The sequence below is a fragment of the Rhizobium sp. M10 genome (assembly GCF_002531955.1).
Lineage (GTDB): Bacteria > Pseudomonadota > Alphaproteobacteria > Rhizobiales > Rhizobiaceae > Rhizobium > Rhizobium etli_C.
Genome location: NZ_NWTA01000020.1, coordinates 58,526 through 85,069, shown reverse-complemented (window position 1 = coordinate 85,069; position 26,544 = coordinate 58,526). Strand labels below are relative to the sequence as shown.

27 protein-coding genes are annotated in these 26,544 nt (G+C 63.1%); 24 read left to right on the top strand and 3 right to left on the bottom strand.

Features of this window, described 5'->3' with window-relative positions:
* Window positions 1-168: 168 nt before the first annotated feature.
* Window positions 169-1,071 carry a dienelactone hydrolase family protein gene (locus CO671_RS25555; RefSeq protein WP_170965050.1) on the bottom strand — a complete coding sequence of 301 codons (903 nt, stop codon included), beginning with the start codon at window positions 1,069-1,071 and terminating at the stop codon, window positions 169-171.
* 179 nt (window positions 1,072-1,250) lie between these two features.
* Here CO671_RS25555 and CO671_RS34285 point away from each other — a divergent pair, with 179 nt between their 5' ends.
* Complete coding sequence (locus CO671_RS34285; protein ID WP_245425036.1) at window positions 1,251-1,781, top strand: hypothetical protein; 531 nt, start codon at window positions 1,251-1,253, stop codon at window positions 1,779-1,781.
* Between the two features lie 131 nt (window positions 1,782-1,912).
* Here CO671_RS34285 and CO671_RS25545 read toward each other — a convergent pair whose 3' ends face one another.
* Window positions 1,913-2,293: a helix-turn-helix domain-containing protein gene (locus tag CO671_RS25545; protein ID WP_097608261.1), complete on the bottom strand. Its 381-nt coding sequence runs from the start codon at window positions 2,291-2,293 to the stop codon at window positions 1,913-1,915.
* Between the two features lie 92 nt (window positions 2,294-2,385).
* On the opposite strand from CO671_RS25545, the gene CO671_RS25540 reads away from it, so the two are divergent.
* From CO671_RS25540 to CO671_RS25455, 18 genes are all read left to right on the top strand, one after another.
* A complete protein-coding gene (locus CO671_RS25540) occupies window positions 2,386-3,111 on the top strand; it encodes an SDR family NAD(P)-dependent oxidoreductase (RefSeq protein WP_097608260.1) in 726 nt (241 codons plus the stop codon).
* 817 nt (window positions 3,112-3,928) lie between these two features.
* On the top strand, window positions 3,929-4,165 hold the full coding sequence (locus tag CO671_RS25535; RefSeq protein ID WP_010028072.1) for a hypothetical protein: 237 nt from the start codon (window positions 3,929-3,931) through the stop codon (window positions 4,163-4,165).
* Window positions 4,166-4,184: 19 nt separating this feature from the next.
* Window positions 4,185-4,655 carry a terminase small subunit protein gene (locus tag CO671_RS25530; protein ID WP_097608258.1) on the top strand — a complete coding sequence of 157 codons (471 nt, stop codon included), beginning with the start codon at window positions 4,185-4,187 and terminating at the stop codon, window positions 4,653-4,655.
* A complete protein-coding gene (locus CO671_RS25525) occupies window positions 4,621-6,192 on the top strand; it encodes a terminase (protein WP_097608255.1) in 1,572 nt (523 codons plus the stop codon). Before CO671_RS25530 ends, CO671_RS25525 begins: the two co-directional genes overlap by 35 nt.
* A complete protein-coding gene (locus tag CO671_RS25520) occupies window positions 6,192-8,288 on the top strand; it encodes a hypothetical protein (RefSeq protein WP_097608253.1) in 2,097 nt (698 codons plus the stop codon). The genes CO671_RS25525 and CO671_RS25520 overlap by 1 nt, the downstream gene beginning before the upstream one ends.
* Complete coding sequence (locus CO671_RS25515) at window positions 8,285-8,596, top strand: hypothetical protein (protein WP_097608251.1); 312 nt, start codon at window positions 8,285-8,287, stop codon at window positions 8,594-8,596. Before CO671_RS25520 ends, CO671_RS25515 begins: the two co-directional genes overlap by 4 nt.
* 94 nt (window positions 8,597-8,690) lie before the next feature.
* Window positions 8,691-9,728 (top strand): hypothetical protein, encoded by a 1,038-nt coding sequence (locus CO671_RS25510; protein WP_097608249.1) that lies wholly within the window; start codon window positions 8,691-8,693, stop codon window positions 9,726-9,728.
* Between the two features lie 32 nt (window positions 9,729-9,760).
* On the top strand, window positions 9,761-10,735 hold the full coding sequence (locus CO671_RS25505) for a phage major capsid protein (RefSeq protein WP_064681819.1): 975 nt from the start codon (window positions 9,761-9,763) through the stop codon (window positions 10,733-10,735).
* 21 nt (window positions 10,736-10,756) lie between these two features.
* A complete protein-coding gene (locus CO671_RS25500) occupies window positions 10,757-11,542 on the top strand; it encodes a hypothetical protein (protein ID WP_097608246.1) in 786 nt (261 codons plus the stop codon).
* A 253-nt stretch (window positions 11,543-11,795) separates the two neighbouring features.
* A complete protein-coding gene (locus tag CO671_RS25495) occupies window positions 11,796-12,359 on the top strand; it encodes a hypothetical protein (RefSeq protein ID WP_010031475.1) in 564 nt (187 codons plus the stop codon).
* A 236-nt stretch (window positions 12,360-12,595) separates the two neighbouring features.
* The gene (locus CO671_RS25490) at window positions 12,596-13,303 is read left to right on the top strand and encodes a hypothetical protein (protein ID WP_097608243.1); all 708 of its coding nucleotides are present in this window, start codon (window positions 12,596-12,598) and stop codon (window positions 13,301-13,303) included.
* On the top strand, window positions 13,300-15,123 hold the full coding sequence (locus CO671_RS25485; RefSeq protein ID WP_097608240.1) for a hypothetical protein: 1,824 nt from the start codon (window positions 13,300-13,302) through the stop codon (window positions 15,121-15,123). Before CO671_RS25490 ends, CO671_RS25485 begins: the two co-directional genes overlap by 4 nt.
* Entirely contained in the window at window positions 15,120-15,536 is a 417-nt protein-coding gene (locus CO671_RS25480) for a GNAT family protein (RefSeq protein WP_097608236.1), read from the top strand. Before CO671_RS25485 ends, CO671_RS25480 begins: the two co-directional genes overlap by 4 nt.
* Complete coding sequence (locus tag CO671_RS25475) at window positions 15,502-16,509, top strand: tail fiber domain-containing protein (RefSeq protein ID WP_097608233.1); 1,008 nt, start codon at window positions 15,502-15,504, stop codon at window positions 16,507-16,509. The genes CO671_RS25480 and CO671_RS25475 overlap by 35 nt, the downstream gene beginning before the upstream one ends.
* Window positions 16,506-16,820, top strand: coding sequence for a hypothetical protein (locus CO671_RS25470; RefSeq protein ID WP_245425035.1), 315 nt, complete (start codon window positions 16,506-16,508; stop codon window positions 16,818-16,820). The genes CO671_RS25475 and CO671_RS25470 overlap by 4 nt, the downstream gene beginning before the upstream one ends.
* A 137-nt stretch (window positions 16,821-16,957) precedes the next feature.
* Window positions 16,958-19,591 carry a phage tail tip lysozyme gene (locus CO671_RS33855; protein WP_170965049.1) on the top strand — a complete coding sequence of 878 codons (2,634 nt, stop codon included), beginning with the start codon at window positions 16,958-16,960 and terminating at the stop codon, window positions 19,589-19,591.
* A 126-nt stretch (window positions 19,592-19,717) separates the two neighbouring features.
* On the top strand, window positions 19,718-21,073 hold the full coding sequence (locus tag CO671_RS25460) for a hypothetical protein (RefSeq protein ID WP_097608277.1): 1,356 nt from the start codon (window positions 19,718-19,720) through the stop codon (window positions 21,071-21,073).
* A gap of 227 nt (window positions 21,074-21,300) precedes the next feature.
* Window positions 21,301-22,224, top strand: coding sequence for a methyltransferase domain-containing protein (locus tag CO671_RS25455; RefSeq protein WP_097608276.1), 924 nt, complete (start codon window positions 21,301-21,303; stop codon window positions 22,222-22,224).
* Between the two features lie 55 nt (window positions 22,225-22,279).
* Here CO671_RS25455 and CO671_RS25450 read toward each other — a convergent pair whose 3' ends face one another.
* Complete coding sequence (locus CO671_RS25450; RefSeq protein WP_097608231.1) at window positions 22,280-23,278, bottom strand: acyltransferase; 999 nt, start codon at window positions 23,276-23,278, stop codon at window positions 22,280-22,282.
* A gap of 129 nt (window positions 23,279-23,407) precedes the next feature.
* Here CO671_RS25450 and CO671_RS25445 point away from each other — a divergent pair, with 129 nt between their 5' ends.
* Genes CO671_RS25445 through CO671_RS25425 form a run of 5 tightly spaced genes read left to right on the top strand, consistent with a single transcriptional unit; the run spans window position 23,408 to window position 26,533 of the window.
* Window positions 23,408-23,662, top strand: coding sequence for a hypothetical protein (locus CO671_RS25445; protein ID WP_097608228.1), 255 nt, complete (start codon window positions 23,408-23,410; stop codon window positions 23,660-23,662).
* Window positions 23,637-24,101 (top strand): lysozyme, encoded by a 465-nt coding sequence (locus tag CO671_RS25440; protein WP_097608225.1) that lies wholly within the window; start codon window positions 23,637-23,639, stop codon window positions 24,099-24,101. The genes CO671_RS25445 and CO671_RS25440 overlap by 26 nt, the downstream gene beginning before the upstream one ends.
* The gene (locus CO671_RS25435) at window positions 24,101-24,463 is read left to right on the top strand and encodes a hypothetical protein (protein ID WP_097608223.1); all 363 of its coding nucleotides are present in this window, start codon (window positions 24,101-24,103) and stop codon (window positions 24,461-24,463) included. Before CO671_RS25440 ends, CO671_RS25435 begins: the two co-directional genes overlap by 1 nt.
* A gap of 4 nt (window positions 24,464-24,467) precedes the next feature.
* Window positions 24,468-24,695, top strand: coding sequence for a hypothetical protein (locus tag CO671_RS25430; RefSeq protein WP_097608275.1), 228 nt, complete (start codon window positions 24,468-24,470; stop codon window positions 24,693-24,695).
* Window positions 24,692-26,533 (top strand): hypothetical protein, encoded by a 1,842-nt coding sequence (locus tag CO671_RS25425; RefSeq protein WP_097608220.1) that lies wholly within the window; start codon window positions 24,692-24,694, stop codon window positions 26,531-26,533. Before CO671_RS25430 ends, CO671_RS25425 begins: the two co-directional genes overlap by 4 nt.
* The last annotated feature ends 11 nt before the right edge of the window (window positions 26,534-26,544 follow it).

Genomic DNA, 26,544 nt, shown 5'->3' with positions numbered 1-26,544 from the left:
TCCGCTGGCTTGACCCGAGGAGCCAAGCACGTCTCCCAGGCCACTGGGTATGGATCCCAGCTCAAGGCCTGGGATGACGGAGGGTGGGGTGGTGGGTGCCAGACACGGCTGGGATGCGAACATGACATCGGGCGACCGGCCTTGAACTGCCCTGACACGCAAAGAGCTCTACTTTCCCAAGTGCTTGCGAAGAAACGTGTACACCGTGCGGATGGATTTTCCTGCGGCGTCACGATCGTATTTTTCGATATGGCCCAATACCCGCTTTCCCCCGGTGAACTCCGGGGCATCGAAACCGTGATACCTGCCCTTGTAGATATTGAGCTCGATCGGTGGGCCATTGTCGCTCAGACGGGCGAGCCTCTTCTGGCATCGTTCGGGCCGGCTCCAATTGTCCCTTTCGCCTGTTAAAATCAGGGTTGGCACCGTCGCATCGCCCCGGTCTGCGTCACAGGCGGGATAATAGGCAATCGCCGCTCGGAATTTGCGCTCCACAAGCTGCTCGTATCCGTCGATTTTCGTGGCATCCAGCGTCGCGGTGCCGCCTGCCGAAAAGCCCATCAAGGCGATGCGTCGGGCATCGACAAAGCCTGATTGCGACAGGAATTCCAAAGCGCCATAGGCGTCGAAGACGCGATCGGGAACATGGCTTCGACATGCGTCCTTGATGTTGCGGCTGGTGAAGCTGTCGACAACAAGCACCACATAACCCCATGAGACCAGCCGTTTCGGCCAAAGCTCCCTGACGCTCGAACGCAGGTGATCGCATCCATGCATGACGACGATTGCCGGAAAGGGGCCATCGCCCCGAGGCCGAGACAAATATCCGAGCAGCGGCGTGCCTTGCGGCTGAGGGAGAATTTCCCCCAGTTCCCGGGCTTTGCGGATTCGAAACGGGCTAAGCTTTACGGGCACGCTTTCGAACCGCACCAATTCCTCGGCATCGGCCGGGCTTTCAGCCAGCGTGACGCCAAGAAAAGTGACGAAGCTCAGAAAAAGTCTCGCGGTTTTCACAGGCTCCTCCACCCGTGTGATCGACAGCCTGCTGCTAATATAATCCTCGATGACCATGGATGGTATTGCTTGCCGTCCAAGTCCATGCTGACGGCAAAGGACGATGGATCGAGCGCATTCGGCCTGAATCGATTTCCGATTGCAGGAGGTGTGCAGGCAAGGTCACTGCCTTGTTTTCTTCGGTGTCCCACCTAAGGTACCGGTGGATTTTGATAGCATGATTTGGGGTGGGGCGAGTGCGGTTCCTGACAGCTGCGGTGATAGCAATCCTGATGAGCGGGGAAGGGGCAGCCGCGTGTCCTCTCAATGACACGCTGAAGCTCTGCGTGTTGAACGGTCAAAACCTGGCTGCCCTGCACAGCGGCATCAATCGAGGCGATTGGACCGTCGACACGCCTTCTCCTCTCGTCAGTCCGATCTCTGAGCCTCGAACCGGCCGCGAGCTCTATGCCATGTCGAGCGGGCTGAAGTTCGCCCTGTATTATCAGGAATACCGAAGCCTGTTCTCTGCCACCTGCGAGCTTGATTATTTCGGCGCCCTGGCGGCGGATCGTTCGGAGGACTTGCGGTGTTCGAGCGCCGAGTTCGAAGCCTTCGAAGCGGGCCTCTCGGCAGCCTCGGTGGGTTCGGTAACGACGGAGCGCAAGGAAAGCGGCACGTCCTATCTGATCGAGGGCCAGAACACCTGGATGAAGGTCGTCGTCGTCGGCAAGCGGAACGACGTCTTGAACACCTGGGTCGAGACGTCGGTCCTTACGCGGCGATAGGACAGCGGCGGATGTAGAAAGCCCGGCGTTTTCCGCCATCTCGCGGCGGTGCGCGAACCCGCCGGTCGCCCGCGACCGGCTGTTGATCACGTCCTGATGCGCCAAATCGAGGCTGCGAATTTCGTTCTCGGCTATTTCGTCGCCTCGTCGTGCAATGCCCGATGCGTCTCGATCTCTCCCAGATGGTCCACCACCCACATCGCAAGCTGCAGCAGCGGCGGGGCGAGCGAATGACCGAGATCGGTCAGGCCGTACTCGACCTGCGGCGGTATTGTCGGAAAGACCGTGCGCGTCACCATTCCGTCGCGTTCCAGCGCCTTCAGGGTGCGCGTCAGCATCTGCTGCGAAATCCCGCCGATCAGCCGCTTCAGCTCGTTGAAGCGCCGCGGCCGCTCGGCCAGCATCGTGATGGCCATGATCGTCCACTTGTCGCCCATGCGGCCGAGGACCTCGTTGACCTTTCGGCAGCTGGGGTGCGTGCCGGGCTGGTTCGGAGGGGTAGGCATATGCATGTGACCAGGCCTTAAAAATATGCGTTCTTGCGGGAGTGATAGTCAGCATAACATATCTGGTCAGCAAAACATACCAGCCTGAGGAGTAGGTTATGACTGACAAGAAAACCATTGCGCTGTTCGGCGCCGGCACGGGCCTCGGCGCTTCGCTCGCATACCGGTTCGGACGCGAGGGCTATCGGGTCGCGCTCGTTGCGCGCCGCGCCGGCCCGCTCGAGGAACGGGTGGCCGAACTGGCGCAGGTGGGCATCGAGGCGGCGGCATTCCCGGCCGATCTCACCGATCTCGCCGGCATTCCCGCCCTCGTTCGTTCCATCGAGGCACGGTTCGGACCGATCGACGCGGCCGTCTACGCACCGGTGCCGTCCGACGTCAATTTCGTGCCCGCGCTGGAGCTCGATGCCGCCAAGCTGCGGTCGATGGCCGATATTTTCACCTTCGCGCCGATCGAAGTGTCGCACACGGTGCTGCCCGGCATGCTGGCGCGCGGCGACGGCGCTGTTGTCATCGTCAGTGGACTGACGGCCGTCGTCACTATGCCCGGCATGAGCGGTGTCGGCCCGCTGATGGCGGCGGCGCGCAATTATGTCTTCACCCTCAACGCCGAGGCGATGCCCAAGGGCGTCTATGCCGGCACGGTGAATATCGGCGCCGTCATCGACCGCTCGGCCGGCCTTCGCGCCATGACATCGAGCGGTGTCGCACTCGACCCGCGGTTTCCGGTGATCGACCCCGACGAGATCGCCGAGGAAATCTGGAGCCTCGTCACCAGGCGGGACCGGGTCGAAGCGATCCTGCCGCCGCTGCCGCAGGTCTGATCGGGAGAGGGTCGTCGAGCCACCGGGTTTGCCAGGGAGCTCACCCCTTGCTCCGTCTTCCCCGGGCTTGACCCGGGGATCCATGTTGGCCTCCATCAGGAGCGGCGTGGATCCCAGGCTCAAGGCCTGGGATGACGGAGGGTGGGGCTGGTGTTTGAGTTCTGCAGGCGAGCAATTGGTGGAATTCTGGGGCCCATTGCAATTTCGCGAGATCGACAATCAGCGCTTGATCACCTCCCGGCGGATCATTTATCAATACCGCAAATCCAAGCTGCGAAGATTGAATCCAGAGGTGACGTTGGCGAATACGTCGATACCGCTCTTTGATCGCATGCGTCCTTCGAGGGCTTTCCAGCCAGCTTTGCCGAGCAGGTTTGCCACAGAGTCCACCCCTTGCTCCGTCATCCCAGGGCTTGACCCTGGGATCCACGTTGACCTCCATCAGGACCGGGCATGGATCCCAGGCTCAAGGCCTGGGATGACGGAGAGTGGGGTAGCGTTTCACCAAATCCACAGCCGGAGCGGCGCGTGGAATTCTGGCGTCCACTTGGTCGAGAAGGCTCGATTTCACACTGGCACGAGACCGACAATCAGCGCTTGATCACCCCCCGGCAGATCATTTATCACTACCGTAAATCCAAGCTGCGAAATTTGAATCCCGAGGGATATCGACGCTCAGTCGGCGTCGCCCTTCGGCGTCGCGCCCCTCAGATCATCGTTGATCCCGCCATATTTGTCCGCCTGAGCCCCTCGTGTTCGATCACATCGGGATCGAGCCGCGTCGGCATGGATACCACCCCTCACAAGGAGAACTGCAATGGACGCCTCGATTGCGCCGGCCTCGCGGGCAGCGGTGGTCACACCGAATGACAGTGCGATTGTCGGCGCGCGTGCGCTTTATATCGGCACGGCCGGCGATGTGGCGATTGCGCCGCGGCGCGACGTGGATCCTGTGATCTTCAGAAACGTGCCGGCCGGGACGATCCTGCCGGTGCATGCGGCGATCGTGGCGCTGACCGGGACGACGGCGTCGAATATCGTCGCATTGTTCTGAGCCTTCAGACGCGGATCCCATGGGCAGACCGAGCAAGTTCAGCCAGGCGCTGGCCGAGAAGATTTGCGATCGCATTGCCGACCGGGAAAGCCTGCGGTCGATCTGCCGCGACGAGGCGATGCCGGCGAAATCGACGGTGCTCTCCTGGCTCGCCGACGAGGACAAGGCGGCGTTTCGGGCGCGTTATGCGCTGGCGCGCGAGATCCTCGCCGACGGCTTCGTCGACGAGCTGGTCGAGATTGCCGACGACAGCAGCAATGACTGGATCGAGAAGAAGAATGCGGCCGGCGAAACCACGGGCTGGCAGGAAAATGGCGAGGCGATCCGCCGCTCGCAGCTGCGCATCGCCACCCGCCAATGGGTGGCCGAGAAGCTGCGGCCGAAGAAATATGGCGCCAAGGCCGAGCCCGAACAGGGTGTCACCGGCGAAGTCTCGCAACTGCTGGAAGATATCAATGGCAAGACGCGCGGACTTCCAAACGGCGGTTGACCGGTTCTCCGACTGGCGCTGGCGGCTGAACAATCTCTACTGGATCACCGACAAGGCGGGCAAACGCGTCCGGTTCGAAATGAACCTGATGCAGATGACCTTCTTCGAGGAGATGCATTATCTCAACGTGCTGCTGAAGGCCCGTCAGCTGGGGCTGACCACCTTCATCCAGATCTTCATGCTCGATGCCTGCGTCTTCAACCGCGATATCAGGGCCGGCACCATCGCCCATACGCTCGGCGACGTGCAGACGATCTTCCGGGACAAGATCAAATATCCCTATGACAATCTGCCCGAAGGCATCCGCAACGCCGTGCCTGTCGTCAGGACCAACCAGAGCGAACTGCTGCTCGCCAACAATTCGAGCATCCGCGTCGGCACCTCGCTACGTTCAGGGACACTGCAGTACCTTCACATTTCGGAATATGGAAAGCTCTGCGCCAAATATCCCGACAAGGCGCGGGAGGTGCGCACCGGCGCGCTGAATACGGTGCAGGCCGGCCAGCTGGTCTTCGTCGAAAGCACGGCGGAAGGCCAGGAGGGGCATTTCTATTCGCTTTGCGAGGATGCGCAGGTCAAGCACCGCCAGGCGCTGGAGCTGACCGAGCTCGACTTCAAGTTCCATTTCTTCCCCTGGTGGAAGGAGCCGCACTATGCGATCGCGCCCGAGGGCGTCATCATTAGCGACGCCTTCGCCAAATATTTCCGAGAGCTTGGCGAGCAGGGCATCGAACTGACGGAGGGCCAGAAGGCCTGGTACGTCAAGAAGGCCGAGATCCAGCTCGGCGACATGAAGCGCGAATATCCCTCGACGCCGGCTGAAGCCTTCGAAGCGAGCGTCGAAGGCGCCTATTATGCCGATCAGATGGCGATCGCCGACGCCGAAGAGCGCATCGGGGTTTTCCCGCATGTCGACGGTTATCCCGTCCACACCATCTCCGACATCGGCATGGACGATGCCAACAGCGTCTGGCTGTTCCAGGTGCTGCCCGGCCGGGTCAGGATGATCGGTTATTTCGAGCATACCGGCACCGGCATGGACGGCATGCTCGACGAACTGGAGCGGCGCGCGGCCGACAATGGTTATGTCTATGGCGTCCACAACATGCCGCACGACATCAAGGTCAGGGAATGGACGCGCGGCGGCATGACCCGCATCGAAATCATGCTGACGGAGGTCAGGGCCCGCGGCCTCGGCACGGTGCGCAAGGTCGAGCGCGCCTATGTCCATGACCGCATCAACGGCACACGGCGCATATTGGCAAAAGTCGAGTTCGACCAGGCCGGCTGCGCCGACGGCATCAAATGCCTGCGCAATTACCGCAAGGACTGGGACGAGGATCTCGGCGTCTTCCGTGACGAGCCGCTGCACAACTGGGCCTCGCATGGGGCGGATGCTTTCGGCGGTCTCGCCATCATCTTCACCGGCCTGGCGCCGGAACCGCTGAAGCCTGAGCCCAAGCGGCTGCCGACCTTCCAGACGATGACCTTCAACGAATTTGCCGATGCCACCCCCAGATCTAGCGAGCGTGTTTGATGGAAGACGAGATAACGGCTTTTGAGGGCGGAGAGCGCTGGGATCCGGCAAAGGTCGGCGCCCATTGGCAGCAGGAGCTCGAACGCGCGCAGCGCTATTTCAAGTCCTGGCATGACCGCTGCGTCAAGATCGAGAAGATCTATCTCGACCAGCAGTCGGATCAGACGAGCGCCGCCAAGCGCCGCTTTCCGATGCTCTGGGCCAATACCGCGGTGCTGCAGCCGGCCGTCTATGCCCGCGTGCCGCAGCCGGTCGTCGAGCGCCGCTTCAAGGATGCCGAGCCGGTGGCCCGCATCGCCTCGGAAATCGTCGAGCGCAATCTCGCCTATACAGGCGACGAGGCCGATATCGATTCGATCATGCGGGCGGTGCGCGACGATTTCCTGCTCTGCGCCCGCGGCACCGTGTGGCTGCGCTACGAGGCCGATTTCGAACCGCTCGACATGGGCGAGGCGCCGTCGGACCCGCCGGCGAATGGCCTGTCCGGCGAGATGGACGGCCCCTCCATGGAGGCGATCGCCGACGAGCGCGTCTGCATCGATTATGTCCACTGGTCGGATTTCCTGCATTCGCCGGCCCGCCGCTGGAAGGACGTCACCTGGGTGGCGCGGCGCGTGCCGATGACCGAGGAGGAGATGGAAAAACGCTTCGGCCGTGAGGCGATGGCCTCGGGGGCGGCGCAGGCGGCAGCAGGCGGCAAGGGCACCAGCCAGGCCGAGCGGGCCGAAAACGAAGGCAAGACCCATGTCTGGGAAGTCTGGTGCAAGAGCGAGAATTACACCGTCTGGATCGCCGACGGTTCGCCTGTCGCATTGGAAGTGTCCGAGCCGCCGCTGGATCTCGCCCATTTCTGGCCTTGCCCGCGCCCGGCCTATGGCACGGTCTCGACCAGCTCGCTGATCCCGGTTCCCGATTATGTCTATTACCAGCAGCAATGCGACGAGATCGATCTCCTCACCAAACGCATCAACAAGCTGACCGACCAGCTGCGGCTGAAGGTGTTTTATCCCTCCGGCGACGGCGCGATCTCGCCGGCGATCGAAAAGGCGATGCGGCCTGAAAACGACATGGTGATGGTGCCGATCCCGGAATGGGCGGCTTTCACCGACAAGGGCGGCTCGAAGGCGGTCGTGACCTTGCCGATCGACGAGGTGCAGAAGGTGATCGTCGCCTGCATGGCGGCGCGCAAGCAGCTGATCGAGGACGTCTACCAGATCACCGGCATATCAGACATCGTCCGTGGTGATACCCAGGCGTCGGAGACGGCGACGGCGCAGCGGATCAAGAGCCAGTGGGGCTCGATCCGCATTCGCGACCGCCAGGCCGAGCTTGCCCGCTTCGCTCGCGACATCATCCGCCTTGCCGGCGAAATCATCTGCGATCAGTTCCAGCCGGAAACGCTGATGCTGGTGAGCGGCATCAAGCTGCCGACGATGGCCGGGAAGCAGCAGGTCGAGACGCAGATGCAGCAGATGCAGATGGCGGCGCAGCAGACGGCGATGCGGGCGCAGCAGATGGGCCAGCCCGCACCGCCGACCCCGGAACTGCCGCCGCAGCTGCAGCAGATGATGCAGCAGCCGACGATCGACGAGGTGGTGCAGCTGCTGCGCAATGACAGCATTCGCGGTTTCCAGATCGAGATCGAGACGGATTCGACGATCGAGCCCGACGAGGACGCCGAAAAGCAGCGCCGCATGGAATTCGTCCAGATGGTCGGCGGCTTCATGCAGCAGGCCGGCGCGATGGCGCAGCAGAGCCCGATGCTGGTACCTGTTATGGTCGAAACACTGCTCTTTGCCGCCCGCGGCTTCCGCGCCGGCCGCCAGCTCGAAAGCATGCTGGAACAGGTGGGAGGCCAGCTCTCCCAGGCGGCGAGCGCGCCGAAGCCCGAGCCGCAGCCTTCGCCGGGCGAGATGCTCAAGCTGAAGACGGCTGAAGTGAAGGCGGGCGCCGAGCAGCGCAAGGCCGAGCTCGGTGTGGCGCAGGCTGAGATCGAGCATCGCGCCGCGGTCGAACAGGCGCGCGGCGGGATGGCGGCGCAGACGATCGACCAGATGCGCGCCGCGCAGTCCCTCTACCCGGGAGCAACAGCATGAGAGAACGCTATTGCCGCGTCTGCGGCGGCTGGCACGAACTCGACAAATGGCCGCACAACTGCCTGCCGGCGCAAAATCTGGCACAGTCGGATCTGCCGGCGCCGCATTTCGTCAGCGACAGCATCGACATCCAGTCGATGCATGACGGCCGGCATTACACCTCCAAAGCCAAGCTGCGTTCCGCCTATCGGGCGGCCGGGGTGGTCGAGATCGGCAATGAGAAGCCGCAGCCGATCGAAAAACCCAAGGCGGACCGGAAGGCGATCCGCAACGAATTGCGGCGGGTCTACGCCGAATACAACGCCTGACGCGTGTCGCCCGGAAGTGTGCAGCGGTTCCGGGATAACGACATGCACAAAGGCTTAAACGGGCATCAATCCCCGAAATAGGAACTTTCCCCACATGGATATGGAAGACTTCAACGAGGCCGGCAGCGGCAGCGACGATTTTGATGCGTCCGGCGACAATTCAGTCAATGATGGGCCGGTCAGCATCCGCGACAGCCTGAAGGCGGCGATCGACACCGTCGAAGGCCAGGCGGACGATATCCCGGCCCGGCCGCGCGACGGCGAAAACGGCCGCTTCCTCGCCAAAGGGCAGGAGCAGGCCGCTGCCCAACAGACGCCGCAGGCGCAGAGCCGGGGGCAGGGCGGCGAGCAGCCGGCCGCCATCGGCAACCGGGTTCCGCCCGGCTGGTCGGCGGAGGCGAAGGCCCAGTTCGCAAGCCTGCCGAACGAGGTGCAGGCGGCGATCGCCAAGCGGGAGCAGGAGGTCGATCGCGGCTTCCGCGTGCTGCAGGATTACAAGGGGCTGGAGGAATTCACCCCGATCGTCCGTCGGGCCGGCATGACCCATGCCGATGTCATGCGCCGGGCGATCGACTGGGAAAACGCGCTGATCCGCGATCCCGTCAACACCGTCCTCCACGTCGCCAAGGTGGCCGGGGTCAATCTTCACGCCCTGGTCAATGGGCAGACGGGAGAGGCCCTGCAGCGCCAGCCGGCAGGGCGTGAGCTCCAGCGCCAGGCAGGACCCGTCAATGTCGAGGCCACGGTCGAACATGTTTTGCGCAAGAGAGACACCGAAACTCAAGTCGATGCCTTTCTTTCCGATCCGGCCAATGCGCATGCCGAAGACGTTCTCGACGACATGGTCGCCCTTATCAATGCGGGGCGGGCATCGACCCTTCAGGACGCCTACGACGCCGCATGCTGGATGCGTCCGGATATTCGCCAGCAGTTGATCAGCCAGACTGCACCGGCCTTCGTCCGAGAACAGCATGCCCAGAGGGCCGCAGCGGCAGATCAAGCCCGCCGTGCCTCGCGATCCATCTCTGGCTCTTCCGCGCCGGGCCCGACCCGCGATGCGGCAAGAGGCCAGCCCACTTCCATCCGCGACTCGCTGCGCGACGCCATGCGTTTTTCGCGCGGCCAAGTCTGATCAAAGGCCAAGTCTGATCAAAGGAATGATCTATGCCCATTTCCCCCAACCTCTCTGAAATCGTCACCACGACCCTGCGCAACCGCAGCGGCACGGTCGCCGACGACGTGACGAAGAACAACGGTCTTCTCACCCGTCTCAACAGCCGCGGCCGCAAGAAGCCGGTTTCCGGCGGCCGCACCATCGTCCAGGAACTGCAGTACCAGGAAAACAGCACCTTCAAGCGCTATTCCGGCTACGATATCCTGAACGTGCAGCCGTCCGACGTCATCACCGCCGCCGAATACGACCTAAAGCAGGCCGCGGTCGCCGTCTCCATGTCCGGCCTCGAACAGCTGCAGAACTCCGGCGAGGATGCGATCCTCGACCTGCTGGAGCAGCGCATCGAGAATGCCGAGACGACGCTGAAGAACAACATCGCGCTCGATTGCTATTCCGACGGCACGGCCGATGGCGGCCGGCAGATCGGCGGCCTGCAGCTGCTGATCTCGACCTCGCCGACTTCGGGTACGGTCGGCGGCATCTCGCGCGCCACCTGGGGTTTCTGGCGCAACCAGAAATTCTCGGCCTCGGCCGATGGCGGCGCGGCCGCCACCAACGCCAACATCCAGAGCTACATGAACCGGCTCTATATGTCCTGCGTGCGCGGCTCCGATGCCCCCGATCTCGTCGTCGCCGACAACAACTTCTTCCGCCTCTACTGGGAATCGCTGCAGGCGATCCAGCGCATCACCTCGGCCGACAAGGGCATGGCCGGCTTCCAGTCGCTGCAATACATGGGCGCCGACGTGATCTTCGACGGCGGCTTCGGCGGCGGCGCGCCTGCCAACCAGATGTTCTTCCTCAACACGAAATACCTGTTCTACCGCCCGCATCGCGACCGCGACATGGCGCCGATCGGCGACGAACGCATGAACACCAATCAGGATGCCTTCGTGCAGCTGATGGGTTTTGCCGGCAACCTCACCATGAACAACGCCTTCCTGCAGGGCGTGCTGTTCGCCTGATTGAACGAAAGGAACAAGCAAATGTCGATCGCAACCATCCAGTCCGATCGTCTTGGCGCGAACCCGTTCGTCGTCGAAGGCCCGATCGTCTCCGGCTCCGGTATTCCCGGGCCGAACTTCGCCCTCGGGGCGGTTGCCGGCGGCGACCGTGAAGCCGAATGGGTCTATTGCCAGCTGGTGCTGGCCGCGCCGACGACCCTTCAGCCCGGTCAGTGGTTCCAGTGGAACAAGGACTATGTCGCTTCGCTGCTGACCACGGCCGGCGCCGTCGTCGGCCAGCGCTGCGGCGTCTTTTCCGGTGCCGCCCAGCCGCCGACGCTGACCGGCGGCCCGGTTGGCGCCATCACCCTTGCCGCCGGCACCTATCACCTCTGGCTGCAGCGCAACGGCCAGGCGCCGTCGCAGGTGGCGACCGCAACGGCGGCCCTCGTCGTTGCCGAAACCACCACCACCGCAGGCCAGGCGAGCGCCCCGGCCTCGGCAACCGTCGGCACCAGGGCGATCGCCAACGTCAACTTCGCCGCCGCCAACCAGACGTTTACGGCCAACACCGTCAACGGCTCCAGCCTGCTGACCGGTCTCGCCGGCCTCAGCGCCGGTTCCGGGCCGTTCATCGGCGCGGCCGTCGCCGGCACGGGTATATCAGGCGGCACGACGATATCAGGCATCACCTACAGCCCGAATGGCGTCGTCCAGAGCATCACGCTGTCGGCCAATGCGACGGTCAACGGCACTGCTATCACCATCACGGCGACGGGCGTGCTCGAGGCGACGCTGATGCGGCCGTTTCTGTCGAAGGTGAACTAAGCCAAGCCAGCCGATGTTTCTATGCGTGGCATGCCCCTCATCCGGCTGCCGCCACCTTCTCCCCGTAAACGGGGCGAAGGGGGCAAGCCGCCACGTCTCCGTCCCTCGCCAACGTTCAGCAGGGCACGTCCCCTCTCCCCGTTATTACGGGGAGAGGGTTAGGGTGAGGGGCAGCCATCGCCACGAACATCGCAGCTGGCGTGTCCCGCGCGCCTATCCCCATTTCCCCCGCCATCAACAGCGAGACCAGCACATGCCCGACAACACCGGAATCTACGCCTCCTTCAGCCTCGAACCGGTCGAACAGACCTTTCTGACCGAGAAAGAAGGCCGGCCGATTTTTGCCGACAAGGAATTCGTCCGCATCTTCATCGCCGGCGACAAGCACACCGAAGTCTATCGCGAGGTGACCGACAACGACAAAATCCGCTTCGCCGACGCCTATAAGCGCTTCAAGGAGGGGGCGGCGGCCCGCGAGCAGCTGACCGGCACGCCGCTGGCGCAATGGCCCTATTTGAAGCCCAGCCAGATCAAGGAGCTGGAGGCGGTCAATATCTACACCGTCGAGCAGCTGGCAGCGCTTTCCGACACCGCCAAGCAGAAGATCGGCATGGGCGCCAACGAGCTCACCGCCGCCGCCCGCGCCTATCTCGCCACCGCCGAAAACTCCAGCGCCGCTTCCGCCTTTGCCGCCGAAAACGAGCGGCTGAAGGACGAGGTGAGCCGCCTGCAGGCGCAGATGAAGGAGATGGCTGCGCGGTTCGAGGCGCTCGAAAGCGAAAGCGGCAGCAAGTCCCGCGGTCGGCAAGCAGCCTGATGAAGCGCTGACACAAGCGGCCCCCTCATCCGCCCTACGGGCCACCGACCGGGGTTGAGCCACTGGTCTCAACCCGTCCTTCGGACCCCCGCTGGGGAGAAGAGGGAATCGAGACCTCGCGGCATAACCCCTTCGCCCCAGCGGGGAGAAGGTGCCGGCAGGCGGATGAGGGGGCCACACGGCACACCTGCCACGTCACACCCCACGCCCACCGCTCTGAACCGGAGACCCCCTGCATGTCGCTCCTGACCATCATTCAGAACGTCTGCGCAGAGATCGACCTCGATCCGCCGACGGCCGTCATGTCCTCGGCGGATCCGCAGATCATGCAGCTGCGCATCCTCTCCACCCGCGCCGGCCGCGACCTGATGCGGGCGCATGACTGGTCGGCGCTGATGCTGCGGCGGCAATTCCAGGCGACCGGCGCCAACCCGGAGCCGGACGAGCCGCCCGGCGACTGGGACCGCTTCGCCGCCAATGCCAGGATCTGGAACGTCTCGCGCCTCTGGTCGCTCAACGGCCCGGTGGAGCCGCAGAGCTGGCAGCGCCAGACGATCCTCAATGCCAATCCGGTGCCGCAGATCTGGCGCATGGCCGGCGGCAAGCTCGACATCTACCCGAATGTTGCCGGCGAGACGATGGAATATGCCTATATCTCCGGCTTCTGGGTGGCCGTGAACGGCGGCGCCACCACCGCCGGCAACTGGGCCAACGACACCGATACGGCCCGCTTTCCCGAAGAGCTTCTCGAACTCTCGCTGATCTGGCGCTGGAAGCGGGCCAAGGGCCTCGACTATGGCGAGGAGCTCGCCAGCTTCGAACGAACCAAGGAAGCCGCCATCGGCGCCGATCGCGCCGCAAGCCCTGTCGATCTCTCGCTGCCGGCGCGGGGTGAAGGGCTCGAGAATTATTGGCCCGGCACGATCACGGTGCAGACCCCATGACCCGCACACCCTTTCCCCCGAACGGCCGCACCCGCCGCGTTTCGCCAGGCAAAGACTGGATCGCGCCGATCGGCGGCTGGCGAACCGACGTCGAGATGGCTGATATGCCTGAAGACGCGGCCTTCCAGCTCGACAACTTCTTTCCCGAGGCAAACCGGGTGCGCGCCCGCTATGGTTTCCTCGCCTTTTCCACCGGGCTCGGCGCCGACGTGCAGACGGTCATTCCCTATTCCGGCGTGACCAACCGGCTGTTTGCCGCCGCCGGCGACAAGATCTTCGACGTCACGGTGGGCGGTGCTGCCGGCGCGCCCGTCGTCTCGGGCCTTGCCAGCGCCCATTGGTCGGTGCAGCAATATACCAACCCGGCCGGCCAGGAATTCCTGCGCCTCGTCAACGGCCTCGATACGCCGCTGATCTTCAACGGCACCTCCTGGACGAATAATTTCCTGGTGGGCACGGCGGCACTCGCCACCCAGAATGTCGCCGTGCGCAACACGGCCTATACGCTGAGCTTCTTCGGCACCGGCTCGGTCACGCTGTCGGGCGCCTTTTCGGGCAGCTTGAACGGCACCGGCGCCGGCAACCGCGTGTCGCTCTCCTTCACGCCTGCCGCCGGCACGCTTGTCGTCACCGTGACGGGAACGGTCACCAATGCGCAGCTCGAAAAGGGCGCGGCCGCCACGCCCTATGTCGCCTCGACGATGATAACAGGCATATCCGACGCCTCGCTGCTTGCCGCCGTCACCGCCTATCGCTCGCGCCTGTGGTTCATCGAGAAGAACTCGACCAATGTCTGGTACCTCGCGACCGACGCCGTCAGCGGCGCGGCGACGGTTCTGCCGGTCGGCGGCAACATGAAATATGGCGGCACGCTGGTGGCGATCAATGTCTGGACGATCCCGGTTGCGACAGGCCTGCAACAATGCCTGGTGCTGATCTCCTCGGAGGGCGAGGTGATCGTCTTCCAGGGATCCGACCCCTCGAGCACGGCGAATTGGGGCCTGATCGGCACCTTCAAGCTCGGCCGGCCGCTCGGCAGCGACCGCTGCCTGCTGTCGGTCGGCGCGGATCTGGCGATCATGACGACGGACGGGATCGTGCCGATCACCAAGGCGGTGCAGCTCGATCGCGGCGCCACCAGCCTCGGGGCGATCACCGCCCGGATCGGCCCGACCTGGCGCGAAACGGTGGCGGCATCAGGCACGAGCTCGCAGGAGTGGCAGCTTTCGAGCTTTCCGGCGCGGCAGATGGCGATCGTCAACCTGCCGTCCTCCTACGGCCCCTATCAGTATGTGATGAACACCGAGACCGGCGCCTGGTGCCGCTTCGTCGGCATGCCGGCCTCCTGCTGGGCGACATGGCAGGACCGGCTGTTCTTCGGCGCGGCCGACGGCACGCTCTACGAGGCGGAAGTCGGGGCGAACGACAATGGCGCGGCGATCGACGCGCTGATGGTCGGCGCCTGGAGCCGCTTCGGCGACGGGCTCTCGACCAAGCTCTCGAAGCTGATCGGCGTGACGGCGCAGATCGGCGTTTCGACGCTGATGTATGGCGGCATTTCGGTCGACTACCAGACCAAGGTGCCGACCGCGCTGCTGTCGTCGGTCGAGAACAATGCGGCGGCGAAATGGGGAACGGCGGTCTGGGGTGTCGCGAAATTCCCCGGCATTTCGCTCGTGCGCAAATTCGCCTCCGCCGGTGGCGCCGGTTCGGCGCTTGCGCCGACGATCCGGGCGCTGATTTCAGGCTCGTCGGGCTCCGTCTCGGAAGCCGCGGTCGTCGGCGGCTCGGTGCTCTACGAGAGGGGCGCGCCGATTTGATCGTCAGCGAACCCAGCGCCGAGATCGCCGCCTGGGTCGGAGCCAGGATCGGCGTGGAATTTCACCCGCCCTATACGGCCCTTGCCCATGTCGACCGCGGCCGGATCATCGCCGGCTTCGTCTTCAACGTCTGGACCGGGCACGATGTCGAGATCTCGCTCGCCGCCGACCGGCTGTCGCTGACGCTGATGCGGGCGGTGTTCGACTATGTCACCCGCCAGCTCGGCTGCCGCCGCGCCACCTGCCGCACCCGCGCCGACAACAGCAACGCGCAGACGCTGCTTGGCCGACTCGGCGCTGAGCCGGAAGGCCGCCAGCGCGGCTATTTCGGCGATTGCGACGGCCTGCTTTACGGAATCATCAAAGAGGATTTTCCCTATGGTCTCCACGCCAAAGGCCCCGAAGGCGCCTGATCCGACCCAGACCGCAGCGGCGCAGACGGCCACCAACGTCGACACCGCCATCGCCAATGCCGGCTTGAGCCACACCAACCAGTACACGCCGGATGGTTCGCTGGAATACAAGGTCACCGGCTACCAGACGATGAAGGATCAGAACGGCAAGAGCTACCAGCTGCCGACCTATTCCGCCTATCAGACCTATTCGCCCGAGAACCAGGCGATCTACGACCAGACGCAGCAGACGCAGCTCGGCCTTGCCAGGCTCGCCAACGACCAGACCGGCAAGATTTCCGGCATCCTCGGAACCAATGTCGATCTCAGCGCCGGCAATGTCGACAAATATGTCAACAATCACTGGCAGTCCGGCTTCAACAACCAGTGGGACCGCGATCAGTCGAGCCTCGAGCAGAGCCTGGCCGACAAGGGCATCTCGATGGGCTCGGCGGCTTACGACAACGCCATGCGCGATTTTTCCACCCGCAAGCAGGCCGCCTCCGACCAATATCTCGGCGACATGTATTCGAATGCGCAGAATTCGATCCTGACCGAGCGCAACCAGCCGCTGAACGAGATTTCGGCGCTGATGTCGGGCTCGCAGGTGCATCAGCCGAACTACGTCAACACACCGACGACGCAGCTGCCGAACGTCGACCAGGCCGGGCTCATCAACGAGAACTTCAACCAGAAGATGGGCCTCTACGACCGGCAGGTCGCCCAATCCAATGCCGCAATGGGCGGCCTTTTCGGCCTCGGCTCCTCGCTGCTCGGCGGCTGGGCGATGAAATCCGACCGGCGGCTGAAGGAAGACATCAGACGCGTCGGCACGCTGGAGAACGGCCTGCCGGTCTACGCCTTCCGCTACAAGGAGGGGGGGCCGATGCAGATCGGCCTGATGTCCGACGATGTGCGCAAGATCCATCCGGACGCGGTGTTTGAACACGCGGACGGCTTCGACCGCGTCGATTACGAAAGGGCCGTGGCATGATGGACTTCCTCTTTAGCGGCGATACCGGCAAGACGCAGGACGAGATCACCGACAAGCGCAAGCGGCTGGCTTACGCCATGCTGCAGCAGGGCATGGATACGAGCCCGGTGCAATCGCCGTGGGAAGGGGTGGCGCGGCTGGCGGAAGGCGGGCTCGGCGGCCTGGCGCTCCGCCAGCAGAAGCAGGCGCAGCAGCCGGGAGCCTATGCAGGGACCGCCGCGCCAGCGGCCGCGTCTTCCGCACCCGCGCCCTTTCCCGGCTTCCTGTCGCTGCTCTTCGGCGGCAAGCCGATGAAGCCGGCCGGCGGCTGAAGCATCCTCCACCGATAGAAGGACGGCCGCCCGATCTGGATCGGCCTCGTGTCCGACGATCTACACAAGATTCATCCCGACGCAGTGTTCGACCAAGCAGACGGCTTCGACCGCGTCGACTACGAAAGGGCAGTGGCATGATCCCAACCAATTTCGGCGGCAATACCGGCAAAACACAGGAAGACCTCAGCGACGAGCGCAAGCGGCTGGCTTACGCCATGCTGCAACAGGGCATGGATACAGGCCCGGTCAAATCCCCCTGGGAAGGAGCCGCACGTCTCGTCCAGGCCCTGATCGGCGGGCTGGCGATCCGCAGGCAGGAGCAGCAGGCGGCAGCCGGCGAGCCTGGCAGCGGCGACTTCCCGCCGTTGCCTGACAACCCGCCCATTCCCGGCGAGAGACCCCTCTATCCGGATCCCGCGGCGGCAGAGGGCCGCCCCAGAGAGGCTGCGCCCCCGGCCGCTCAGCCCGGCGCCGGCCTCTTCGCCCCACTGCCTGATAATCCCCCGGTTCCGACGCCGAAACCTTATCGCGACCCGCTGGTGACAACGGATTATCGCCAGGAACAGCCGATGGCGTCCGAGCAGCCTGGCGACGATGCTTTCGCTCCGCTGCCCGACAATCCACCCATCCCGACGCCGCGGCCTTATCGGGAGCCGCAGGGGACGACCGGCCATCGCCGTGGATCGGCCGCACAGCCTGTCGACAGCGCCGTCTATGACGACTTCATGAGGACGGTGAAAACCAAGGTCTCGAATCCCTTTGGACTCGCCGCCATTGCCTCGACGGGGCAGGCCGAAAGCAGCTTCTCGCCGAAGAGAGCCAACGGCTCATGGTCCGATCCGAGCCAGAGCGGGAAGCAGGGCACATCGGGCGGCATCATGTCGTGGCGCGACGCCCGCCTGCAGAACCTCTACAACTTCGCGGCCGCCAGGGGCGAACAGCCCGGTGCGATTAGCCCGCAGACGCAGGCCGAGTTCTTCCTGCAGGAGGATCCCCGCTTGGTCGCCAGGCTGAATGCCGCAAGATCGGTCGAGGAAGCGCAGCGCCTGATGAACAGTGCCTGGCGATTTGCCGGCTACGATCAGCCGGGCGGCGAGGCTGCCCGCAGGACCGAGCAGGCAAATGGCTTTCTGCAGCAGTTTCTGGTGGACGGCGCTGGCGATCCCCTTGCGCCGCCGGCCAATCCGCCCATTCCGACCCCGAGGCCCTATCGCGACCCGCTGGTGACGACCGACTATCGCCGTGAGCAGCCGATGGCGGCCGATCAGCCGGGTGACGATGTCTTCGCTCCGTTGCCTGACAATGGACCCATTCCCTCGCTGAGGCCCGGCTATCGCGCCCCGGAGATGACGACCGACGAGCGCCGCCAACAGCCCGCGGCGCCGGCTGCCGGCGGCGGTGCTGCCGGATCCGCCAATGATGGCGGCGAACTCGAAACCATTCTGTCCGATCCCGTTCGTCGCGCCGAGCTGCCGCCCGGCATGCGCAACAACAATCCCACCAATTTAAAGTACGCCGGGCAGCGTAGGCCGGGGATCATCGGCCCCTCCGAGAACACCGACCAGGGCGATCCGCAAGTCCTCTATGCCACACCGCAAGCGGGCATGGAGCACAATGTCTGGCAGATCATGAAGAAGTATCGAGAAGGCATGCTGACGCCGAACCAGATCATCGCTGGAAAAAAGGGATGGACGCCCGACTCTTTTACGGCGGCTGCCAACATCGCGCGAATGATGGGCATCGGTCCTGACGACGATATCCGCCTGGACGACCCGGTCATGGCAAAGAAGTTCGTTCGCGCCCTCATCACGCAGGAGCAGGGGACATCGGGCGCTCTTTATCCCGACAGCATGATTGAAGCGGCGATCGCGGCACAGCCCGCCGCACATGCTACGCCGACCAACGTGCCCATTCCGACGCCGAGGCCGGAATATCCCGATTCGCAGATGACGACGGACGAACGCCGCCAGCAGCCGGCGATCTCGCCCGCTCAGCCCGGCGACGATCCCTTCGCTCCGCCCGCCAACGGCCCCTTCGCCCCGCCCGGCAACGTGCCCGTTCCGACACCGAGACCCAACCGCAGCGACCGGCAGACGACAAGGGGCACTCCCAGCCAGCAACCCGTCGACGTCGATGTTTTCAACGGCTTCATGGATACGGTGAAGAACGGCTATAAGCAGCGGGATGGATCGATCATCAAGGTCACCAACCCTTACGGTCTGGCGGCCATCGCCTCGACGGGCCAGTCCGAAAGCCAGTTCTCGGCCAAGAGAGCCAATGGCTCCTGGTCCGACCGGAGCAAGAGCGGAAAGCCGGGCACATCAGGCGCCATCATGTCGTGGCGCAATTCCCGCCTGCAGGCACTTTTCGACTTCGCTGCCGTCAAAGGCGAAAAGCCGGGGGCGATCAGTCCGCAGACACAGGCCGAGTTCTTCCTACAGGAGGACCCCCGCCTGATCGCCAGACTGAATGCCGCTCAATCGCTCGAGGAGGCGCAACGCCTGATGAACAGAGCCTGGCAATTTGACGGTTACGATGTTCCAGGGAATAAGGAGGTGGCAAACCGGCTTGCGAGAGCAAAGAGCTTTCTGCCGCAGTACCAGACGGACGGCGCTGCAGATCCCTTCGCCCTGTCTGAAAACCCGTCCATTTCAACACCGCGGCCGGACTCTCGCAATCCGCGGCAGACGATGAACCAAACCCGCGAAGGGCAGGGGGCCGCCCTCGTGCGTGCACTCCTGGCCCGAGGGCAAAGCGGCCTGTGGTAGCCTGATCGAAGTTCAGAGGCAGCAATGCGAGAAAGCCCGGTCGGCACCGCGGAGGCGGCAGACCAATAGCAGGACGTCCCAATGGCCTCGCAATCGCGGGGCTTTTTTCCTTTCGGAGCTAAGGAAATGCCCAGAAATCCATCTACCGGCGTCTATTCGAAACCCGCCGGAACGACCCCTTCCGTCGGTCAGGTCATCGACCCGGCGCCATGGAACGCGCTGACGACCGATCTCGGCAACGAAATCACCAACTCGCTGCCGCGCGACGGCTCGGCGCCGATGGCCGCGCCGCTCAAGGCCGCAAGCGGCACCGTTTCGGCGCCGGGCCTCGGCTTCGCCTCGAACCCGCAGACCGGTCTCTATCTCAAGGGCGGCGGAGTGCTGGGTTTCACCCAGAACGGCGTCGACATCACCTTCGATAAAGCGTCGGTCTATGCGGCGAAGTCAGGCGATTACACCGCGCTTGCATCCGACGACAACGCCGTCCACCGCTTTACCGCGGCCGCCACGCTCACCCTGTCCGCGGCGGCAACGCTCGGCGCAAACTGGCACTATTGCATCATCGCCGATGGCGGCGACGTGACGATTGACCCGAACGGGTCGGAGACGATCGACGGCGCGGCCACGCTTGTCCTCAAGGACGGCTACAGCGTCGAAATCATCTGTTCCGGCGCCGCTTTCTTCACCAACAAGCTCTTCGCCAGGATCCAGAGCAAAGCAGACAGTTCCGCCGTCGGCGATTTCATCGTCGGGCTCGTCCTTTCCAATAACAGCAGCAGCCCAACCACCCATGTCGATTTTTCCGCGGGCTCCGCCAGGTCGGGGGCAAGCTTCGTTGCCAGCGCCGCCTCGTTCACCAAGCGCGTGACGGGAACATTTGCGGCGGGAACCGGCGCGGGCGGCCTCGACGCCGGCGCCGTTGCGGCAAATGCGACCTACTTCGCCTACGCTTTGCGCAAGGACGCCGACCTGTCTTTCGACGTGGTGCTTTCGACCTCGGCGACGATCGCCGGCGTCACCCCGACGCTGCTCACCGGCTATACCATCGTCAAATGCATCGGCGTGGTGCTGACAGACGCCACCTCGCTTATTCGGCAGTTCGTCATGTATCCGCGCGACGAATACACCTTCGTGACGCCGATCAAGGATGCTGTCGGTGCCGCGATCTCTACGACCTCGACGCTTCTGGCGCTGACAGTGCCAAATGGAGCGCGCGTTAAGGCAAAATTGAGATTCCAGTATACCTCCACGGCTACGACGGCCTCGGCGCTTTTTTCAGATCCCTCGCAGGGGATATTGTTTGCAAGCATCGGCAATGACGGCGGCAACGTCGGCACTGTCCAAGTCGCCAGCAATTATGCCGTCGGCTCAGCGGATATATGGACAAACACCAGCAAGCAGATCCGCCAAGTCGCGGGCGCAGCCGGCAGTTTTTGGATGTGGACCGATGGTTTCTATTTCCCGTGTGGGAGGGCTGCATGATGCTTGTTGAAATGCCGGCTAAGTGCTTCGTCGCACCGGACTGTTCGAGGCCGTGAAGCCATAGGTAGCCCAGCAGGACGGGAACGCACGCCACTCTGAGAAAATTGGGTCATCGGCCCAAAGGTCCGCTTCGTTTCCTTGCTTTCACGCAGGCACTCGCACATCCGCGTTGAACCAGGCGGACTTCCATCGTATAGCGGGACGAAATGTGGGGCAGTGGTGATCAAATGACTTCGGTTTTAGAACAGTTGTTGAGCGTGTTTTGGCTCCGGCCGGAGACCGCTATCTGGAGGTATTTGGATATCGAGGCGATGAAAAGCTTCGAATTCGAAGGCAGATCGCTGGACTTTGGATGCGGAGACGGGCTGTTTTCGTTCATTAGAGCGGGAGGTCGGTTTAGTGCCGAATTCGACGCCTTCCAGAAGACGGAACAACTCGACCGATTCTATGAAAACGCTGATGTGTACGACGCGTACGATGAGAGTTTCGACCCTCTAGTCACCATGCCAGCATCATATCAGATAAGCGTTGGCTTCGATCACAAGGCTAACCTGTTGCGGAAAGCGGCAGCGCTGGGATTCTACAAGGAAACTATTGAAGGCGATGGGAACGGCCCTCTTCCTTTCGATGACGATTCTTTCAGATCTATCTTTTCGAACATCGTTTATTGGCTCGACAACCCGATAAGCGTTCTCACGGAACTGAGAAGAATCTTGGAGCCGGGCGGCGCGATTTGCCTGATGCTCCCGAACGACACGCTTCCGGAGTATAGTTTTTACAACTCTTTGTATGTTGAGACAAAAGACGAACGATGGAAGTGGCTTGAGCTTCTTGATCGCGGCAGACTGAGCGACAATATCAAGCAATCGAAATCGGATGAAGATTGGCGAGAAATTTTCGCAAGAGCGGGGCTTTCGGTTTCACACCACTCGCAGCACTTGCCAAAGACGATAATCCAGACTTGGGATATTGGTTTCCGGCCGATGTTCCCGGCGCTCATGAAGATGGTTAATGGCGTTGATCGTCAGAAGATGCCCGGCATAAAAGCTGAGTGGCTAAACGCTCTCAAAATGTTTGCCACTCCCCTCGCGGCTATGGGCGCCATTAACGACGAACGCAGTGCATTCCACTGCTATATCCTGTCAAAATAGTCGGCTCCGACCCTCTCAAGTCAGAGAAGGCGGCTCTGTGGGGTCGCCTTTTGCATTACAGGGATTTTTCAGCACCAAAATCGACGCCTTCGTCCAAGCGGCGTCTAACCTCCAAGTGCTCCAGCTTTGCCTTAGCCCGGCGCGCGGCGGCATGGCACGGTTTCTCGATCCAACGATAGAACGGATAAACCAGCGCTAGCGAAAGGGTGCAGACGACGATCGGCGGCGTTACTAACCATTCAACAGCGGTCGCGGCGATGATGTGGACGAGATAAATCGAGAAGCAGGCGGCGCCTATGGCTTCAAGCGTCTTTACGGGGCCTCGGTCTGCCGCACTCCTGATCTCGGCCATGATCCAGCAGGCCGCCAGCGCGGAAAATGGCGTCATGGTCAGGTAGAAGCCAGCGGGCGTGTTGATCGTTGCCCAATATAGAACGGACGCAGTCGCCGCTGTGACAGCGCGCCAGAGCCACACATTGCCGGCGAGTTTCAGGCGGTCGAAATTTTCAGCGAGATAGCAGCCGATCAGCCAGGCGGGAAGGCCGACGATCCAATTTAGCAGCGGCCCATATGATTTGGCATTGCCGTAATGATCTGGGCCTACGCCGATCGCAATGCCATACGATGCGATGACCGACGCGGCGATGATCAGCGGCCACCCGATGCGTCGAGCCGCCGGCAGGAACAGCGGATAAAGGCAATAGTAAACCGCCTCGCAGACGACGGACCAGAGTATGAAGCCGTCGATGGGATTGTATGCCCTAATGCCCAGTGCTTGCGCCATGATGAACGCCACCGCGGACGGTGGTACGATGCGAAGGAACCGGCCGGCGAGGAACGGGGCGGTTCGGAGCTCCTGCCGCCGGTATGGGTAATGAATGCAGAAGCCTGAAACCACGAAGAAGGCGATAACGGCGGGGTGGCCTGTGAAGATGTAACGCGAAATGCCAGGCATCGACGGCCCAAGCAAATGCGCAAACACAACAGACAGAGCAGCAACCGCTCTGACAGTATCCAAGCCTGCGATTCTATTTGAATGTTGTGATGATCTCATTTCGCTAACGTAACCGTTAAGCGAAAACTTTAGCAATAGACAACTATTAGTGTACCTCGCGGTACTAATATTAAGCGCTGGCTATGAAGTCAGTCCACTCACGCCCCACGACAACCCGGAGCCCACCCCATGCTCGTCCATAACTGGCGCGCGGTGCTGCGGCGCGCCTGGAGCGTCCGCCTGATGGCGCTTGCGCTCAGCTTCATCGTCCTCGAGCCCGTCATCAATTTCGTCGCCGGCACCTGGATGCCTCGCAACGTCTACATCCAACTCGGCATGTCGGTCATGACCGGCCTCTTGGCCGCGGCGGCGATCGTCGCCCGTATCGTCTTTCAACAGCAAATCTCAGGAGAACTGAATGGCAAACCGCCTTCAGAAGGGTAGTGCTGCGGCTGCCATGGCCGTGGCACTCGTCGGCAGCTTCGAGGGGCTGCGGCAGAATGCCTATCCGGATCCGGCGACCGGGGGGCAGCCCTGGACGATCTGTTATGGCAGCACCAATGGGGTGAAGCCCGGGGATCGCAGGACGGTGGAGCAGTGCAAGGCGCTGCTGGCGCTGGAGCTTCAGACCTATGCGCGCGGCATCGAAAGCTGCGTGCGCGTGCCGTTGCCGGATGCGCGTTTCGTGGCGCTGACCTCGTTTGCCTACAATGTCGGCGTCAAGGCGGCCTGCGGTTCGAGCGCGGTCCGGCTTATCAATCAGGGCAGGACGGCCGAAGGCTGCGAGGCGCTGCTGAAGTGGAACCGCGCCGCCGGCATCACCTTTCCCGGCCTGACGCGCCGCCGGCAGAAGGAACGTGCCTTCTGCCTGGAGGGCGTCTGATGTTCGGCCTCCTCGATACGCTGAAGATGGGCGCCGGCATCGCCGCCGGGCTGCTTCTCTATCACCTCTATGCCGTTGCGATCGGCTATCCCTCCGCGGCGCGCCAGGCGCGCGCCGGTTATGTCGTGCTGGCCGAGAAGGCTGCGGCCGACGCCAGGGCCGACGAGATGGAGCGCCAGCGCGATGCGGCGGCCCGCGCCGGCGAAGAGCATCGCAAGCGCCTGGAGGCGGCCAAGGCCGCCGAGCAGGCCGCCAGAGACACATTGGAAAATGAGATCCGATCCTATGAACTCGAGCTTTCGGAAAAGAACCGCGCTTGCGCTGTCACTGCTGCTGATCGTCAGTGGCTGCTCCGCCACTGAGCGCCTGAACCAGGCGGCAGTCGCCGAGGGGAGGGCTGCGGCCGGCCTCGTGCTGCCGCCGCTGCCCGACGATCTGAGAAGGCAGGAAGCGCATGCGCCCGTGCGCGAAGGCGAGCCGCTGATCGCAATCCTTGCCCGCGAGCGCCAGGCGCTCGACCGCGCCAATGCCCGCCAGGGGCGCACAGTCGAATTCTACGACGACCTCACCAGCCGATACGGAACACGCCGATGATGAATGCGATTTCGCTTGCCCTTGCCAATCCGCTGCTGAGCGGGACGGGCGGCAGTGCCGGAGATCCCGACCGCTACATGTTCTTTGCCACCCGCAACCGCATGCCGTCGGGTGGCATTGTCACCGCCGCCGCCGGCACGAATTATGTCTGCAGCAAGATCGTCGTCAACACGCCGCAATATAAGACGCGGACCTTCCGTTTCCACCTTTCCGGCTTCGCCTCGACGGAAGGCGGAAACTCGCCGCAGGAAACTGTCGTCACCGGCACGATCGGCGCGCCCGGCAATTCGGTCATCGCCGATGCCATGTTCATCCGCGTCGCCGGCATCTTCTACCAATGCAGCTTCGCCGGCTCGAACACGGTGACGGTCGCCGACCAGACGAACGGCGCCTGGACGGACGAGCTGACGGTGCCGGATGTTGCGCCGGAAAGCGAAATCGAAATCTGGCTGTTTTATCACACCGCCGTCGGCGAAAAGGTGTGGCCGGTCTATCGCATCCAGAAGCATCGCGGCGAACGCGTCTGGGGTGCGAGCGATCTCGACACGCTGCTTGCTTTCAAGGACACGCCGCTCGCCGACAGCACCGCCGCCCTCGATGTGAGCTATGGCCTGCAGGCGCAGCCGCAATATTACGGTCCCGATTTCATGGTCGCCAAGGGCGATTGGGACGGAAGGCCGGTCGCCCTCGGTTTCGTCGACAGCATCGGCGAGGCGCGCCAGGAATATTCCGCCGCCGCCGACGCGCGCGGCAATCTCGGCTGGCTGCGGCGCTGGCTCGACAAGGACGGCGGCGCCGGACGCATTCCGCATTGCCTGATCGGCATGCCGGGCGCCGGATCGGTGCGCGAATACACCGGATCCGGATCGTCCATCGCAACCCGGCGAAGGGATATCGTCCGCGAGATCAAGGCGTTCAACGCCAACAAACTGCCCTTCACCGTCATCGCCAACCAGATGGGGCAGAACGATACCTCGACGTCCTACAGCACCTGGTTCAATACGAATTACAGGGCCTTGGTCGGGCGCCTCCGGACGGAATATGCCGGCATCAACATTGTGGCGTTCCCGCCGATCGGCCGCACCGTGACGACGCGCACCGTCACCTTGACCTCTGTCGGAACGGTGGTCACTGCGACGATTTCTTCCGGCACTAACGGTCTGGTGTCGGGTCAGACGGTTACGATCGCGGGCGCGACGCAAACCGAGTACAACGGAAATGTCGTCATCACCGTCACAGGCTCGACGACCTTCACATATAGCTTCGCGGGATCGGCAACTTCGCCGGCAACAGGCTCGATCACGGCGAGCAACCTGTATCTGCAGGCATCTTTCCAGAGCTATTCGGCAAACAACACCTGGCCGGCAGATGGAACCGATGCATCGGGCAAATGGCGTCTGCATGACGATATCATGGCGCGGACGTCCGCATGCTGCGACGCTGCGATCGACACCTATTCTGCGTGGGCGTCCGCTGTGAAGGGCGGCGCCTGGCCGGGCATGTTGGAGCTTGCCAGCACGACCGTCACCACGCAGGCAGGGACAGACGGTGTTGCAACCTATTCGACGATCGAGGTCGCGGATGCGAGCGTCTTTCGCCCCGAGCAGGAGATCAACACCTATGCCGGACCCGATGGCATGGCGCGGATTTCGACCACGACAATCGCAAGTATCGCCGGCAATGTCCTGACGATATCGCCGGTACGTGCTGCGGTGCTGCCGGTCGGGTCCGTCGTGCGGCCGAGCGTGACGTCTGATGGCGTGCACCCGTACCCGGTTATGATCGACCGCATCGCCGGCGGCATTCCGCAATCCGAAAAACTGAAATTCAATTCATAACGGGTGCCGAT

Coding starts and splice junctions, on each gene's coding strand:
- CO671_RS25555 (WP_170965050.1), bottom strand. CDS start 1,071: ATGGTCATCGAGGATTATATTAGCAGCAGGCTGTCGATCACACGGGTG.
- CO671_RS25545 (WP_097608261.1), bottom strand. CDS start 2,293: ATGCATATGCCTACCCCTCCGAACCAGCCCGGCACGCACCCCAGCTGC.
- CO671_RS25540 (WP_097608260.1), top strand. CDS start 2,386: ATGACTGACAAGAAAACCATTGCGCTGTTCGGCGCCGGCACGGGCCTC.
- CO671_RS25535 (WP_010028072.1), top strand. CDS start 3,929: ATGGACGCCTCGATTGCGCCGGCCTCGCGGGCAGCGGTGGTCACACCG.
- CO671_RS25530 (WP_097608258.1), top strand. CDS start 4,185: ATGGGCAGACCGAGCAAGTTCAGCCAGGCGCTGGCCGAGAAGATTTGC.
- CO671_RS25525 (WP_097608255.1), top strand. CDS start 4,621: ATGGCAAGACGCGCGGACTTCCAAACGGCGGTTGACCGGTTCTCCGAC.
- CO671_RS25520 (WP_097608253.1), top strand. CDS start 6,192: ATGGAAGACGAGATAACGGCTTTTGAGGGCGGAGAGCGCTGGGATCCG.
- CO671_RS25515 (WP_097608251.1), top strand. CDS start 8,285: ATGAGAGAACGCTATTGCCGCGTCTGCGGCGGCTGGCACGAACTCGAC.
- CO671_RS25510 (WP_097608249.1), top strand. CDS start 8,691: ATGGATATGGAAGACTTCAACGAGGCCGGCAGCGGCAGCGACGATTTT.
- CO671_RS25505 (WP_064681819.1), top strand. CDS start 9,761: ATGCCCATTTCCCCCAACCTCTCTGAAATCGTCACCACGACCCTGCGC.
- CO671_RS25500 (WP_097608246.1), top strand. CDS start 10,757: ATGTCGATCGCAACCATCCAGTCCGATCGTCTTGGCGCGAACCCGTTC.
- CO671_RS25495 (WP_010031475.1), top strand. CDS start 11,796: ATGCCCGACAACACCGGAATCTACGCCTCCTTCAGCCTCGAACCGGTC.
- CO671_RS25490 (WP_097608243.1), top strand. CDS start 12,596: ATGTCGCTCCTGACCATCATTCAGAACGTCTGCGCAGAGATCGACCTC.
- CO671_RS25485 (WP_097608240.1), top strand. CDS start 13,300: ATGACCCGCACACCCTTTCCCCCGAACGGCCGCACCCGCCGCGTTTCG.
- CO671_RS25475 (WP_097608233.1), top strand. CDS start 15,502: ATGGTCTCCACGCCAAAGGCCCCGAAGGCGCCTGATCCGACCCAGACC.
- CO671_RS25470 (WP_245425035.1), top strand. CDS start 16,506: ATGATGGACTTCCTCTTTAGCGGCGATACCGGCAAGACGCAGGACGAG.
- CO671_RS33855 (WP_170965049.1), top strand. CDS start 16,958: ATGATCCCAACCAATTTCGGCGGCAATACCGGCAAAACACAGGAAGAC.
- CO671_RS25460 (WP_097608277.1), top strand. CDS start 19,718: ATGCCCAGAAATCCATCTACCGGCGTCTATTCGAAACCCGCCGGAACG.
- CO671_RS25455 (WP_097608276.1), top strand. CDS start 21,301: ATGACTTCGGTTTTAGAACAGTTGTTGAGCGTGTTTTGGCTCCGGCCG.
- CO671_RS25450 (WP_097608231.1), bottom strand. CDS start 23,278: ATGAGATCATCACAACATTCAAATAGAATCGCAGGCTTGGATACTGTC.
- CO671_RS25445 (WP_097608228.1), top strand. CDS start 23,408: ATGCTCGTCCATAACTGGCGCGCGGTGCTGCGGCGCGCCTGGAGCGTC.
- CO671_RS25440 (WP_097608225.1), top strand. CDS start 23,637: ATGGCAAACCGCCTTCAGAAGGGTAGTGCTGCGGCTGCCATGGCCGTG.
- CO671_RS25435 (WP_097608223.1), top strand. CDS start 24,101: ATGTTCGGCCTCCTCGATACGCTGAAGATGGGCGCCGGCATCGCCGCC.
- CO671_RS25425 (WP_097608220.1), top strand. CDS start 24,692: ATGATGAATGCGATTTCGCTTGCCCTTGCCAATCCGCTGCTGAGCGGG.